Here is a 12,371-nt window from a genome sequence, read left to right as displayed (position 1 = left end):
GACACCGAAGCACTGGGACGCGACGCAGGACTACTTCAAGGGCCCGGTCGTCATGCGTCGCTCCAAGGTGCCCGACGAGACGACCGACCAGCGGCTGCTCGACAGCCGGGGTCCAGCCGACTTCGTCCACACGGACCCGTGGCGCGTCATGCGCATCCAGTCGGAGTTCGTCGAGGGCTTCGGTGCCCTGGCCGAGCTCGGGCCTGCTGTCAGCGTCTTCGGCTCTGCGCGCACCAGGCCCGACGACCCGACCTACGCGCTCGGCGAGCGCGTCGGTGCGGCCCTCGTGGGGGCGGGGTACGCCGTGATCACCGGTGGCGGCCCGGGCGCCATGGAGGCGGCCAACAAGGGTGCCTGTGAGGCGGGAGGGACCTCCGTCGGCCTCGGCATCGAGCTGCCGTTCGAGACGGGCCTCAACGAGTTCGTCGACCTCGGGGTGAACTTCCGCTACTTCTTCGCGCGCAAGACGATGTTCGTCAAGTACGCCCAGGGCTTCATCGTCCTGCCCGGTGGCTTCGGCACGCTGGACGAGCTCTTCGAAGCCATCACCTTGGTGCAGACCCAGAAGGTCACGTCCTTCCCGATCGTCCTCATGGGCACCTCGTACTGGCAGGGGCTGCTCGACTGGCTCCGACAGTCCGCCCTGTCGGCCGGGACCATCAGTGCCAAGGATCTCGACCTCGTGACCCTCACCGACGACGTGGACGAGGCCGTCGCCGCCATCGTCGCCTCGGACCGGGGGCGCACCAAGGACACGCCGGCGGGCACGGGCACGCACCCGGAGTGAGGGTCATCGGCCCGCTCGCCCCTAGGATCGCGACGTGGAATGGGTTGCTCTCTCACTTCTCGCCGCCGCCGTCGTCACGGTGACGGCGCTGGTGGCGACCGGTCGGCTCGAGGTCGCCGGACTGGCCGAGCCCACGACCACGAGAGCGCCCCTCGAGCTGCCGCAGACCGTCCGGAGCTCTGACGTCGACGTGCTGAGCATGGGGAGCACGTTGTACGGCTACGCACCGGCCGAGGTCGACAAGGCGCTGGACTCCCGCCGTGACCGGCTGGCCGACCAGGAGCGCCAGCTCGCCGGACGGGACGGTCATGTTCACCCTGACGCGTGACTCGTCGCTGCCCCCGGTCGAGCTGTGGCTGCGGGTCGCCGCCCTGCGCGAGCACACGGCCACGGTTCCGCTCACGACGACCATGGCCGACCCGGGCGAACCGGCGCCGGGTTGGGGCTTCATGGTGCGCACCCGCCTCGGGCCGCTGCGTTTCGACGACCCCATGGTCATCGAGGTCTGGGAGGCGCCCCGGCGGTGGCGGGTACGCAAGACCGGTCGCCTGAGCGGGTGGGCCGAGGCCGTCGTCATCCCGTATGCCGGTGGGTCCCGTCTGACGTGGACCGAGGAGCTCTGGTTCGGGGTGCCCGGCCTGCGTGGCGTCACGAGGCGCGTGGGTGACGTCCTGGGACCCCTCATCTTCAGTCCTGTCGTCGACCGGCTGGTGGCGGTGGACGCATGACGTGGGCGCTGCGCCTCAGCCTCCCCGTCGTGCTCTGCGCCCTCGCCCTGTCCTGGTTCCTCGCCAGGCGCGAGAGCGCCCGCTTCGGCCGTGCGAGTGGTGGTGAGGCTGGTGGTGTGGCTGGTGGTGTGGCTGGTCGTGTGGGCGGCGAGGACGCCGAGCACGGCGCGGCTGGCGGCCAGCAGTTCCGGCTCCAGGTCCTCGGCTACCCGGTGGACCGGGTCGAGGAGGCGTTGCAGCGGCTCGACTCCCAGATCGCCGTCAACGACGCCCTGTTGCGCGGCGCAGCCCCGACGTCGTCACACCCGGCCGGGACGAGGGGCGCCCGCGCCCTCGGCCCCACCGTTGCGTCTGCGGAAACGGTGGCTCCAGCGACCAGATCCGCGGACGCTGCGGTGGGGTGGGGGTGGGTGGACCTCGCGGTGGTCGCGGCCTACGTCGCCACGGCTCTGCACGTCCTCTCCGGGCTCATCGGCCGGACCTCGACGGGCTACCTGTCCCAGGGCGTACAGGACCACCAGGCCTTCGAGTGGTACTTCGGGGCCTCTGCCCACAACGTGAGCACGCTGTCGAACCCGCTGTTCAGCGACCGTCAGAACTTCCCCGACGGGGTCAACCTCATGGCCAACGCCGCGGTCACCGGCCTCGGCATTCCCCTGGCCCCACTCACCTTGGCGACCAGCGCACACGTCACGTTCTTCGTCGTCGAGCTGCTCGGTCTCGCGGGGACGGCGGCAGCGTGGTTCTGGTTCCTGCGCCGGCGAGGAATCGGGCGCACCGGCGCCGCCGTCGGAGGCTGGTTCACCGGCTTCGCGCCGGCCATGGTGTCGCACGCGAACGGCCACCCCAACTTCGTCGCGCTCTTCCTCATCCCGGTGATCATCGACCGGGTCTGGCGCCTTGCTGACGGGAACGGGGCGCGGCGTCTGCGGGACTCGGTGCTGCTCGCGCTGCTGGTCACGTGGCAGGTCTTCATCGGTGAGGAACCCCTGCTCCTCGCCGCCGTGGGGATGCTCCTCGCCGGGCTCGTCCTCCTCGTGCACGGCCGGATCGACGTGCGGCGCATGCTGCCCGGCGCCACGATCGCCGGCGCGATCTGCCTCGTGCTCCTGGCGGTCCCGTTGTGGTGGCAGTTCTTCGGCCGGCAGAGCTACACCTCGATCTACCACCCGCCTGCCGGCAACGACCTCGCCGCGCTCTGGGGCAGGGCGACCCGCACCTTCGGCGCTGACCCGTGGGCCTCCGCGGCGGTGTCGATGAACCGCACCGAGGAGAACGCCTTCTTCGGCGTCCCCCTGTGGTTGCTCGTGGGCGTCATCGTGCTGGTCCTCATCCGGCGCCCCGTCGTGCAGGCCCTGGCCGCAGTGGTGCTCCTCGCCTGTTGGCTCTCGCTGGGGGAGCAGGTGCTGCTCCACGGGCAACCGACCGGCATACCGAGTCTGTGGGCTCCCCTGGACCAGCTGCCCGTTCTCGAGAACGTCCTGCCCACCCGGTTCGCCATGATCGCCGTCCCCGCCGTCGCGGGCCTGTTGGCGGTCGGCATCGACGCAGCCGTCAGGGCAGCACCCTCGCGTCGGGAGGACTCCGCAGAGCTGGACCTGCCGACATGGTGGCCCCGAATCGGTGCGGGGATCGTGACCGCCGCCGCGGTCGTGGCGTTGTTGCCCGTGCTGCCCACGGCACTCCAGGTCGACCCACGCCCGGCCGTGCCCACGTTCTTCACCGGGGACGCGTGGCGGAACTTCAGCCACGGCGGCTCCATCCTCGCGGTGCCTCCCACGGACATCGTCGACGCCCGCGCGTTCGACTGGCAGCTGGCCGCGGACACGATGGCCTTCCCTCTCGTCGAGGGCTACTTCGTGGGACCCGACGGCCAGCCTGATCGCGGCGGCCAGTACGGCGCATCCCGGCGTCCCCTGTCCCTCTGGCTCTACGACGTCAACGCCGCCAACGTCGTGACCCCTGCCACCGAGGCCCAGCGCCTCCAGTTCAACGCGGACTTGCGAGCGTGGCGCACCGACGCCGTGGTGCTGCCGATGCGGCCGCAGACCGCTGCCCTGCGCGACTCGCTGGTCACCGTCCTGGGCGAGCCCCAGCAGGTCGAGGACGTGTTCGTGTGGGATGTGCGGGAACTGCGCTCATGAAGGTGGGTACCGCCGGTGGCATCCGGGCGCCATCGGCGTCACGCTCGCTCCTGACACCCGCTGGGCGCTCACACGTGGCGGGTGTCGCGCTCGCGCACCCGGTCCGCACCATCCTGGGCGCCTACGTCCTCTCCCGCATCGTCGCGCTGGTCGCGTTGTGGATCGCCGCGACCTGGTTCCAGAACCCGGCCGGAGTGGGGCACCTCCACCCGACCGTGGCCGACCTCATCGGGTTGTGGGACAGCACTTGGTACGAAACCGTTGCCACACAGGGCTACCCGGTTCCGCTTCCCGCCGACCCTGCCTCCGGGAAGCTCACCTACAGCGCATGGGCCTTCTATCCGCTGTTCCCCTTCATGGTGAAGGGGCTCATGGCTCTCGGTATCCCGTTCACGGTGGGTGCCGTGGCCCTCAACCTCGTGCTCGGCGCTCTCGGCGCGGTCCTCATCTGGGCCCTCTTCCGCCACGGCCTCCACGCGGATCCCCAGCCGGGACGTGAGCGGCTCGCGCTCGTGGCGGCCTGCCTGTGGTGCTTCTACCCGGCGACGGGGGTCATGCTCAAGGCCTACACCGAGCCCCTCGCGGTGGTCCTCGTGGCCGCCTCCCTGCTCTACCTCATGAGGCGGCGGTATGCCGTCGTGGCGATGCTCGCGGTACCGCTGGGCTTCACCCGCGGCGTCGCTCCGGCCATGGGTTGTGCCGCACTCATCCACCTCGTCGTGCGCATCCGCGAGGACCGGGCCGCCGGTGTCTCCCCCCTGCGTGGGCAGCGGGCCTCGGCCGCCCTCATGCTCGTCGTCACGGGGCTGTCCGGCTTGGCATGGCCGTTTGTCGTCGGGGTGGTGAGCGGCATCCCCATGGCGTTCTTCGACGTGCAGGCGGCCTGGGGCCAGAACCCCGGATCGGGCCCGTTCGTCCTCTGGCTCGAGTGGGCCTGGGAGGGGCGGGGAGTCGCGGGGGTGGCCGTTCTCGTGGCGCTGTGCGGGAGCTACATCGCCCTCATCCTGGGCCGGCACGGACGGTGGCTGCCCATCGAGGTCCGCGTGTGGGCCGTGGCCTACCCGCTGTACCTCTTCGCCGTCCTGCGACCCATCACGAGCATGTGGCGCTTCCTGCTGCTGGACTTCCCGATCGCGGCCCTGCTCGCGAGCGTCGCCATGCGCACCTCGACGGGGGAGTCGATCGTGCCCCACTGGCGCAGGCGGGTGCTGGCGCTGCTCGTGCCCGCAGTGGCCGGACTGGTGTGGTGGACCTGCGCTCTGCTCACCTACACGCCCTGGGGCTCCCGACCGCCGTGAGCGACCCCGGATTTCGCCTGCGCCACGCGTCAAGGAATAATGGTTCGGGATACCGGTGCGCCAACGCCGGCACGCGAACACGTGGCACGCGACTGCGTGGCACGGCAACGAAGGGAACACCCATGGCGGCAATGAAGCCCAGGACGGGCGACGGCCCTCTCGAGGTCACCAAGGAGGGTCGCGGCATCGTGCTGCGCATGCCTCTCGAGGGTGGTGGCCGTCTCGTCGTCGAGATGACTCCGGACGAGGTGCGTGCACTGGGGCAGGCCATCGACGACTGTGAGGCGTTGAAGAAGTAGCCTGCGCAACGCAGACGTGAGGAGGGCCCCCACCGGCGAGGTGGGGGCCCTCTCGTCGTCGGTAGTGTCGAGGGCGTGCCCACCGAAGATCTCCTTGCCCCCTCCCTGCCCTCCTGGAGCGCTGCCGACCGGTCGCTCGCCGATGTCCTGGCCGACCGCGACCCGACCGACCTCGCGCTCGTCGTCGGGATCGCCGACGGGGACGACCCGTGGGGCGAGCACGCCCGCACGGAGCTGACCGCCGCGGGCTTCGTGCCGGACGAGCTGGTGCTGACCCACGAACCCCAGACGTCCGTGGGCTCGTCCACGGTCGTCCGGCTGGCCCCCGGTGAGAACGCGGTGCGAGTGCTGGTCCTCGTCGGTCTGGGCCAGGGCGACTCGCACGACCTGCGCCTCGCGGGTGCGGCCGCCGGCCGGGCCACGCGCGGGCGAGCAGACGTCGTCGTGCTGGCCCCGCCCGCCGACGAGGTGGGCCATGGTGCCTTCGTCGAGGGCGCGGTCCTCGGAGGATGGGCGCCGTCGAAGTTCACCGGGGGAGCCTGGGTCCCGGGTGCGGAGATCGCCACCGACATCGTTCTCGTCGGGCCCGATGCCGGGGACGGGGCCGCTGTCGTCGAGCGCGCGGTGCGCCGGGCCAGCGCCACCCTGGTCGCCCGCAACCTCGCCAACGCCCCGTCCAACATCAAGAACCCTGCCTGGATGGTCCGTCAGGCCCGCACGGTCGCCACCCGCTCGGGCCTCGACGTCAGGGTGTGGGACCACAAGGCCCTGTCGGCGGACGGCTTCGGCGGCCTGCTCGCGGTGGGTGGCGGCTCCGCGACTCCTCCGCGCCTCGTCCAGCTCGGCTATGTGCCGGAGGGTGCCGATGCGAGGACTCCTCACGTCGTCCTCGTCGGCAAGGGGATCACGTTCGACTCGGGCGGTCTGCAGGTCAAGCCCCCCGAGGGGATGCTGTCGATGAAGACCGACATGACAGGTTCCGCCATCGTGCTGGCGGTCCTCGCCGCGTGCCGTGACCTCGCGGTGCCGGTCAGGGTGACCGGCCTGCTGGCCCTGGCCGAGAACATGGTGAGCGGTGCGGCATACCGGCCCGGTGACGTCGTGACGCACTTCGGCGGGACGACGACCGAGATCGGCAACACCGACGCCGAGGGCCGCATCGTCCTGGCGGACGCCCTCGCCTACGCCGACGCCGAGCTCGACCCCGACGTCATCGTCGACATCGCGACCCTCACCGGTGCGGCCCGGGTCGCCCTCGCCAGGAGCATGGCGCCGGTCTATGCCACCGACGACGAGCTCTCGTCCCAGCTGCGCTCGGCCGGCGAGACAGCAGGTGAGACGCTCTGGCCCTTCCCGCTCGTGCAGGCCTACCGTCGGGCACTGGAGTCCGACGTGGCTGACATCAACCACATCGGGCCCTCGGTCGGAGGTGGGTCGATCACCGCGGCGCTCTTCCTGCGCGAGTTCGTGGGAGGGCGACGTTGGGCCCACCTCGACATCGCCGGCCCCGGCCGTTCCGATGTCGACTCCGGAGTCCACGGCAAGGGTGGGACGGGGTTCGGTGCACGACTGCTGCTGCGATGGTTGGAAGGTCTTTCATGAACGCCGGATACGGACTGGCTGTGCGCTGGTCACTCGAGGGTGCCCCCGAGAACGCGCCGGATCTCCTGCGCGAGTACGTCGTGGGGACCTCGATCGCCAAGTTCATGTTCCTCGACGGGCTCGCGTTCAAGGTCTGGCGCATGCGTGAGGGCGAGTGGTTCGAGGGCACCTACGTCTTCGACAGCGAGCAGGAGCGCAAGGTCTTCCGCGAGGACTTCGAGGCCACCGCAGCCGAGTCCAAGGGCTCAGAGCTCATCGGCTCCTCCCCGATCAGCATCGAGGAGTTCGAGGTCGTGGCGATCGCCGAGGGACCGGCCGGCTTCCGCCGCGGCGCTGGCCCCCGGGTCGACGCCCACGCCTGACAGCGACTTATTGCCCGTTGGGATGGTTGCCAGGGCAACGAGCACCTGTCCCAACGGGCAATAAGTCGTTCTCTCAGCGCTTGACGGCGAGGAGGAGGCCGTCGCTCACCGGCAGCAGCGCCGGCAGGAGGTCCTCGTGGTCGCGCAGGCGCTTGCCCAGGTCGCGCAGGGTCGTCGTGTCGCTGTCACGGGCCGCCGGGTCTGCGACCTTGTCGTGCCAGAGCATGTTGTCGAGCGCCAGCACGCCGCCGCTGCGCAGCAGTCGGATGCCGTGCTCGACGTATGCCGGGTAGCTCGCCTTGTCGGCGTCGATGAGCACCATGTCGTAGGCGCCGTCGGTCATGCGGGGCAGCACGTCGCTCGCGCGACCGGAGATGACGCGGGTCCGCTGGGTCGGGTAGCCGGCCGCGGCATAGGCCTCGCGCGCGGCCTTCTGGTGCTCCGGCGAGATGTCGATCGTCGTGAGGACGCCGTCCTGGGGCATGCCGGCGAGCAGCCACAGGCCCGACGTGCCCGCTCCCGTTCCCACCTCGATGACGTGCTTGGCGCCGATCGCGGCCGTGAGCAGCCGCAGCGCAGCACCTGCTCCCGTACCCACCGGGGTGGCGGCGTCGAAGGCCAGGCCGCGGCTGCGCGCCTGCTCGATGACCTCGGGCTCGGGGACGAAGTCCTCCGCGTACGACCAGCTCGCGGGCTTGAGGGTGCTCATGGGCGGCAACCCTACTCGCGGGCCCGCATGGGCACCGAACTCACAGGCGGCATACAGGATCTTCCGGAACATTTCCCGGGCGCGACGCGTAGACACCTATGACATGGACAGCCACGTGGCAACGCAGCAGGGGACGACGATGACGAGCGACGCAGGTGCGGTCACGGGGGAGTGGACGCCGCCGACCTGGGAGCAGATCGTCGAGGAGCACTCAGCCCGCGTCTACCGGCTCGCCTACCGCCTCACCGGCAACGTCCACGACGCCGAGGACCTCACGCAGGACGTCTTCGTCCGCGTCTTCCGCTCGCTGCACACCTACCGTCCCGGCACGTTCGAGGGATGGTTGCACCGCATCACCACCAACGTCTTCCTGGACAAGATGCGCCGCAAGCAGCGCATCCGCTTCGACGCCCTCTCGGACGAGTCGGCGGCCCGGCTGCCCACCCGCGAGGCCGGCCCCGAGCAGACCTTTGCCGACACCCACTTCGACGACGACGTGCAGCGAGCCCTGGACTCGCTCGCTCCCGACTTCCGCGCCGCCGTGGTCCTCTGCGACATCGAGGGCCTGTCCTACGAAGAGATCGCTGCGACGCTCGACATCAAGCTCGGCACCGTGCGTTCGCGCATCCACCGTGGCCGAGCCCAGCTGCGCGAGGCGCTGGCCCACCGCGCCCCCGAGGTCCGCTCCGCGACCACCTCTTCTCGACTGCCCGGGGTCCTCACGCCCGCCCGGGGTGCCGTGTGATCCACCTGTCGCGTCCCTCGCGCTGCCGCCTCGACGAGCTCCCCGACTACGTGTCGGGGAAGCTCTCGGCGCAGCGCACCCTCGACTGGGACCGACACCTCATCTCGTGCGTCAACTGCCAGCACGCCGTCGCGGGCGAGCGTCGCCTCCAGACGCTCCTGTCGTCGGGGTGCCCGTCCATGCCCGGCAGCCTCCACGCACAGCTCGTCGCGCTCGCCTCGTCGATGACCGGACCGGCCATGGCCCAGACGAGCGGGCGCGCACCACTTGAGATGGTGCCGCCGTCGGCGCCCCCGGCCCACCGCAGCCCCCTGCGCTCTGCGGCCTTGGCCACCGCGGCTGCAGGGGCCACGGCCGCGGTCGCGTGGAGCCTCACCATCGGCGGTCCGGGTGCGATCACGACCACCGTCACGTCGGTCGGCGGAGCCTCGCCCACTGTGCGACCGGCTGGCGGCGGCCCCAGCCCGTCGTCGAGCCCGCGGGCCCGCACCGTCTCCACGGTATGGATGAGCAGCACCTCAGTTCGGAACCTGGACATCTGCGAGGCAGAATCTCGGACATGAGCGACGACAGCGCCCGCCGGGACGAGGCCGACCAGCACCGCGTCGATCCCGACCACACGCAAGAGGTCGACCTGAGCCAGACCCAGCAGTTCGGTCCGCCGCCCGGGCAGGCTCCGCTGCTGCCCCCGCAGGAGCCCGATCGCTCGTCCCAGTGGGCGCACGGCCCCACCGGGCAGGACGCACCCGAGCACCACGCTCCGCAGGGCTGGAGCACCAGTGAGCAGCCGGCATACGCGCCGTCGGTGCCCTACACGCCCAACCCGCATGCCGCGTCGTCGCCTTCCGCAGCGGCGGCACGGCCGCGCAGGAGCGGTCCGGGGTGGCTGGGGGTCTTCCTCATCGCCGGCCTCGCTGCCCTGCTTGCCGGCCTCGGGGGCGGGCTGCTCGGTGGGTGGCTGGGCTCGTCGGACCGCTTCGACGGTCTCGACCTCGCCAGTTCCGGTTCGAACGGCTCGACACCGAAGCCGGGCGCCGGCGCGACGTCGCGACCCGAGGGCTCGGTCGCGAACATCGCGGCCAAGGCCATCCCGAGCGTCGTGACGATCCGGGTCGAGGCCGCGGGTGGAGACGGGACCGGTTCGGGCTGGGTGCTCGACGACAAGGGCCACATCGTCACCAACAACCATGTCGTCTCGTCCGCGGCCAACGGCGGCAAGATCACCGTGGTCCTCACCAACGGCAAGCAGACGGCGGCCAAGATCGTCGGGCGCGACGTGTCCTACGACCTCGCCGTCCTCAAGGTCGAGCGCACCGACCTCCGCCCGCTGCCGATCGGCGACTCCAACGACGTCGTCGTGGGTGACCCGGTCATCGCCGTGGGCGCCCCGCTCGGCCTCGACTCGACCGTCACCACCGGCATCGTCTCGGCGCTCAACCGACCGGTGACCCCGGGTGACGCCAACGACCAGTCGTTCATCAACGCGATCCAGACCGACGCCGCCATCAACCCCGGCAACTCCGGCGGCCCTCTGCTCGACATGCAGGGACGCGTGATCGGAATCAACTCGGCGATCGCGCGGGTGGCGGGCAACGCCATCGGTGGGCAGAGCGGCAACATCGGTGTCGGCTTCGCCATCCCCAGCGCCCAGGTCAGGATCACGGTCGACCAGCTGATCCGCACCGGCAAGGCGGAGCACCCCATCATCGGCGTCCTGCTCGACCGTGAGTACCAGGGCGAGGGCATCCGCATCGCCTCGGACACCGGTCAGACCCCCGCCGTGACCCCCAACGGTCCGGCCGCGAAGGCAGGGCTCAAGCCCGGCGACGTCATCACGGCCTTCGAGGGCCGGCCCATGGTGGACCCCGACGCGCTGGTCGTCGCCATCCGGTCCAAGGCCGTCGGGTCGACCGTGACGCTGACCGTGATGCGTGACGGCAAGGAGCGGGATGTCAAGATGGTCCTCCAGGGCAGAAGCGACTGACGCGCTCTCGAGCGCACAGGAGGACGCGTGTTCGGCATCAATGGCTGGGAGGTCGTTCTCCTGGGCCTCATCGCGGTCTTCGTGCTCGGTCCCGAGCGGCTCCCGGAGTACGCCCAGAAGCTCGCGCAGCTGATCAAGAAGGCCCGAGTGATGGCCGAGGGCGCCAAGGGTCAGCTCAAGGACCAGCTCGGGCCCGAGTACAACGACATCAACTGGCGCCAGTACGACCCGCGCCAGTATGACCCGCGCAAGATCGTGCGTGAGGCGCTGATCGAGCCCCTCGAGGATGCCGCGTCAACCCTGAAGTCGGGCGGGACCAACCCGGACATGGCCGACGTCGACGCCCTCGACGAGAACGCCGTGCACCTCGGCCCGGACCCGCGCTCCTGGGATCCACTGCGCCCCACGCCCTACGACGTCGACGCCACCTAGGTCAGCGAAGCCGCTGAGGGATGGTGGGGTGCGTGCGTTTGCGACGAAGGAGCAACTGAGCGCGCACGCCAGCATCCCCCTGCGGCGCGGGGACTGACGCCGACGAGCGACGCCGAGTTTTCGTTCGGCTAGCGGCCCGACGGCGTGAGGCCGAGGGAACGGCCGGCCAGACCACGGGAGCGGGTGCCGAGCTCGCGGGCAATGCCGCGAAGGGCCACCGCGGCCGGCGACGTCGAGTCGGTGAGGACGACGGGCATGCCCTGGTCGGAGCCGACCCGCAACGTCGTGTCGAGCGGGATCTGGCCGAGCAGGGGCACCGGTGCGCCGATGCTGCGGGTCAGGGAGTCGGCGACGACCTGGCCACCGCCGGAGCCGAAGATCTCCTGGCGGGTGCCGTCGGGCAGCTCGAGCCAGGACATGTTCTCGATGACGCCGGCCACGCGCTGGTGGGTCTGCATGGCGATCGCTCCCGCGCGCTCGGCCACCTCGGCGGCAGCCTGCTGGGGCGTGGTCACCACGAGGATCTCGGCGCCGGGGATGAGCTGGGCGACCGAGATCGCGATGTCACCGGTACCCGGCGGGAGGTCGAGGAGCAGCACGTCGAGGTCGCCCCAGAAGACGTCGGCGAGGAACTGCTGCAGCGCCCGGTGGAGCATCGGGCCGCGCCACACGACGGGCTGGTTGCCGGGCACGAACATGCCGATCGAGATGACCTTCACCTCGTGGGCGATGGGCGGCAGGATCATCTCGTCGACCTGGGTGGGCCGCTGCTCCACCCCGAGCATGCGGGGGATCGAGAAGCCGTAGATGTCGGCGTCGACGACACCGACCTTGAGGCCCTGCTGCGCGAGGGCCGCGGCGAGGTTGGCGGTGATCGACGACTTGCCGACACCACCCTTGCCCGAGGCCACGGCATAGACGCGGGTCAGGCTGCCGGCCTTGGCGAAGGGGATCTCCTTCTCGGGCGCACCGCCTCGAAGGTTGGTACGCAGCTCGGCGCGCTGCTCCTCGGACATGACACCCAGCGTGACGTCGACCGCGGTGACGCCGGCGATCTTGAGCAGGGCGTTGGTCGTGTCATTGGTGAGGGTGTCCTTGAGCGGGCACCCAGCGATGGTCAGCAGGATCGTCACGGCGACGCGGCCGGTGTCGTCACACTCCACGGACTCGACCATGCCGAGCTCGGTGATCGGCTTGCGGATCTCGGGGTCGTTGACGGTGGCGAGGGCGGCGCGCAGCGCCTCATCGCTCACAGGAGCAGCAGTGACAGGCATGCTTCCA

At 70.7% G+C, this 12,371-nt stretch carries 14 protein-coding genes; 12 read left to right on the top strand and 2 right to left on the bottom strand.

The window, feature by feature from the left end; translation table 11 throughout:
• Positions 1–52: 52 nt before the first annotated feature.
• The 8 genes from ASG74_RS06625 (at position 53) to ASG74_RS06595 (ending at position 7,220) form a co-directional block, all read left to right on the top strand.
• Positions 53–787: a TIGR00730 family Rossman fold protein gene (locus tag ASG74_RS06625; protein ID WP_082569686.1), complete on the top strand. Its 735-nt coding sequence runs from the start codon at positions 53–55 to the stop codon at positions 785–787.
• A 34-nt stretch (positions 788–821) separates the two neighbouring features.
• The gene (locus ASG74_RS06620; RefSeq protein WP_056140501.1) at positions 822–1,115 is read left to right on the top strand and encodes a hypothetical protein; all 294 of its coding nucleotides are present in this window, start codon (positions 822–824) and stop codon (positions 1,113–1,115) included.
• Positions 1,096–1,515, top strand: a complete 420-nt coding sequence (locus ASG74_RS06615; protein WP_056140497.1) for a hypothetical protein — start codon at positions 1,096–1,098, stop codon at positions 1,513–1,515. Before ASG74_RS06620 ends, ASG74_RS06615 begins: the two co-directional genes overlap by 20 nt.
• On the top strand, positions 1,512–3,659 hold the full coding sequence (locus tag ASG74_RS06610) for a hypothetical protein (protein ID WP_056140494.1): 2,148 nt from the start codon (positions 1,512–1,514) through the stop codon (positions 3,657–3,659). The genes ASG74_RS06615 and ASG74_RS06610 overlap by 4 nt, the downstream gene beginning before the upstream one ends.
• Positions 3,656–4,957 (top strand): hypothetical protein, encoded by a 1,302-nt coding sequence (locus ASG74_RS06605; RefSeq protein WP_056140490.1) that lies wholly within the window; start codon positions 3,656–3,658, stop codon positions 4,955–4,957. The genes ASG74_RS06610 and ASG74_RS06605 overlap by 4 nt, the downstream gene beginning before the upstream one ends.
• A 122-nt stretch (positions 4,958–5,079) precedes the next feature.
• Positions 5,080–5,256 carry a DUF3117 domain-containing protein gene (locus ASG74_RS16880; protein WP_082569572.1) on the top strand — a complete coding sequence of 59 codons (177 nt, stop codon included), beginning with the start codon at positions 5,080–5,082 and terminating at the stop codon, positions 5,254–5,256.
• A 75-nt stretch (positions 5,257–5,331) separates the two neighbouring features.
• Positions 5,332–6,858: a leucyl aminopeptidase family protein gene (locus ASG74_RS06600; RefSeq protein WP_056140487.1), complete on the top strand. Its 1,527-nt coding sequence runs from the start codon at positions 5,332–5,334 to the stop codon at positions 6,856–6,858.
• Complete coding sequence (locus tag ASG74_RS06595; protein WP_056140482.1) at positions 6,855–7,220, top strand: hypothetical protein; 366 nt, start codon at positions 6,855–6,857, stop codon at positions 7,218–7,220. The genes ASG74_RS06600 and ASG74_RS06595 overlap by 4 nt, the downstream gene beginning before the upstream one ends.
• 73 nt (positions 7,221–7,293) lie before the next feature.
• On the opposite strand, the gene ASG74_RS06590 is transcribed toward ASG74_RS06595, so the two are convergent.
• On the bottom strand, positions 7,294–7,929 hold the full coding sequence (locus ASG74_RS06590; protein WP_056140477.1) for an O-methyltransferase: 636 nt from the start codon (positions 7,927–7,929) through the stop codon (positions 7,294–7,296).
• 103 nt (positions 7,930–8,032) lie between these two features.
• On the opposite strand from ASG74_RS06590, the gene sigE reads away from it, so the two are divergent.
• From sigE to ASG74_RS06570, 4 genes are read left to right on the top strand one after another with little or no spacing between them, the layout of a single operon-like run.
• Entirely contained in the window at positions 8,033–8,674 is a 642-nt protein-coding gene (gene sigE, locus ASG74_RS06585) for an RNA polymerase sigma factor SigE (protein WP_056140474.1), read from the top strand.
• Positions 8,671–9,237, top strand: coding sequence for a hypothetical protein (locus tag ASG74_RS06580; RefSeq protein ID WP_056140470.1), 567 nt, complete (start codon positions 8,671–8,673; stop codon positions 9,235–9,237). The genes sigE and ASG74_RS06580 overlap by 4 nt, the downstream gene beginning before the upstream one ends.
• Positions 9,234–10,658, top strand: coding sequence for a S1C family serine protease (locus tag ASG74_RS06575; RefSeq protein WP_082569571.1), 1,425 nt, complete (start codon positions 9,234–9,236; stop codon positions 10,656–10,658). The genes ASG74_RS06580 and ASG74_RS06575 overlap by 4 nt, the downstream gene beginning before the upstream one ends.
• Positions 10,659–10,685: 27 nt before the next feature.
• Complete coding sequence (locus ASG74_RS06570) at positions 10,686–11,090, top strand: twin-arginine translocase TatA/TatE family subunit (RefSeq protein WP_056140467.1); 405 nt, start codon at positions 10,686–10,688, stop codon at positions 11,088–11,090.
• A gap of 128 nt (positions 11,091–11,218) precedes the next feature.
• On the opposite strand, the gene ASG74_RS06565 is transcribed toward ASG74_RS06570, so the two are convergent.
• Positions 11,219–12,364 (bottom strand): Mrp/NBP35 family ATP-binding protein, encoded by a 1,146-nt coding sequence (locus tag ASG74_RS06565; protein WP_056140464.1) that lies wholly within the window; start codon positions 12,362–12,364, stop codon positions 11,219–11,221.
• Between the last annotated feature and the right edge of the window lie 7 nt (positions 12,365–12,371).

This window comes from Knoellia sp. Soil729, assembly GCF_001427985.1.
In the GTDB taxonomy this organism is placed as follows: Bacteria; Actinomycetota; Actinomycetes; order Actinomycetales; family Dermatophilaceae; genus Knoellia.
The sequence above is the reverse complement of the archived record's forward strand: the minus strand, read 5'-3'. Positions and strand labels throughout refer to the sequence as shown.

Bases quoted from the DNA above. Each gene is read 5' to 3' on its own strand.
- ASG74_RS06625 (WP_082569686.1), top strand. From the start codon at position 53: ATGCGTCGCTCCAAGGTGCCCGACGAGACGACCGACCAGCGGCTGCTC.
- ASG74_RS06615 (WP_056140497.1), top strand. From the start codon at position 1,096: ATGTTCACCCTGACGCGTGACTCGTCGCTGCCCCCGGTCGAGCTGTGG.
- ASG74_RS06610 (WP_056140494.1), top strand. From the start codon at position 1,512: ATGACGTGGGCGCTGCGCCTCAGCCTCCCCGTCGTGCTCTGCGCCCTC.
- ASG74_RS06605 (WP_056140490.1), top strand. From the start codon at position 3,656: ATGAAGGTGGGTACCGCCGGTGGCATCCGGGCGCCATCGGCGTCACGC.
- ASG74_RS16880 (WP_082569572.1), top strand. From the start codon at position 5,080: ATGGCGGCAATGAAGCCCAGGACGGGCGACGGCCCTCTCGAGGTCACC.
- ASG74_RS06595 (WP_056140482.1), top strand. From the start codon at position 6,855: ATGAACGCCGGATACGGACTGGCTGTGCGCTGGTCACTCGAGGGTGCC.
- ASG74_RS06590 (WP_056140477.1), bottom strand. From the start codon at position 7,929: ATGAGCACCCTCAAGCCCGCGAGCTGGTCGTACGCGGAGGACTTCGTC.
- sigE (WP_056140474.1), top strand. From the start codon at position 8,033: ATGGACAGCCACGTGGCAACGCAGCAGGGGACGACGATGACGAGCGAC.
- ASG74_RS06575 (WP_082569571.1), top strand. From the start codon at position 9,234: ATGAGCGACGACAGCGCCCGCCGGGACGAGGCCGACCAGCACCGCGTC.
- ASG74_RS06565 (WP_056140464.1), bottom strand. From the start codon at position 12,364: ATGCCTGTCACTGCTGCTCCTGTGAGCGATGAGGCGCTGCGCGCCGCC.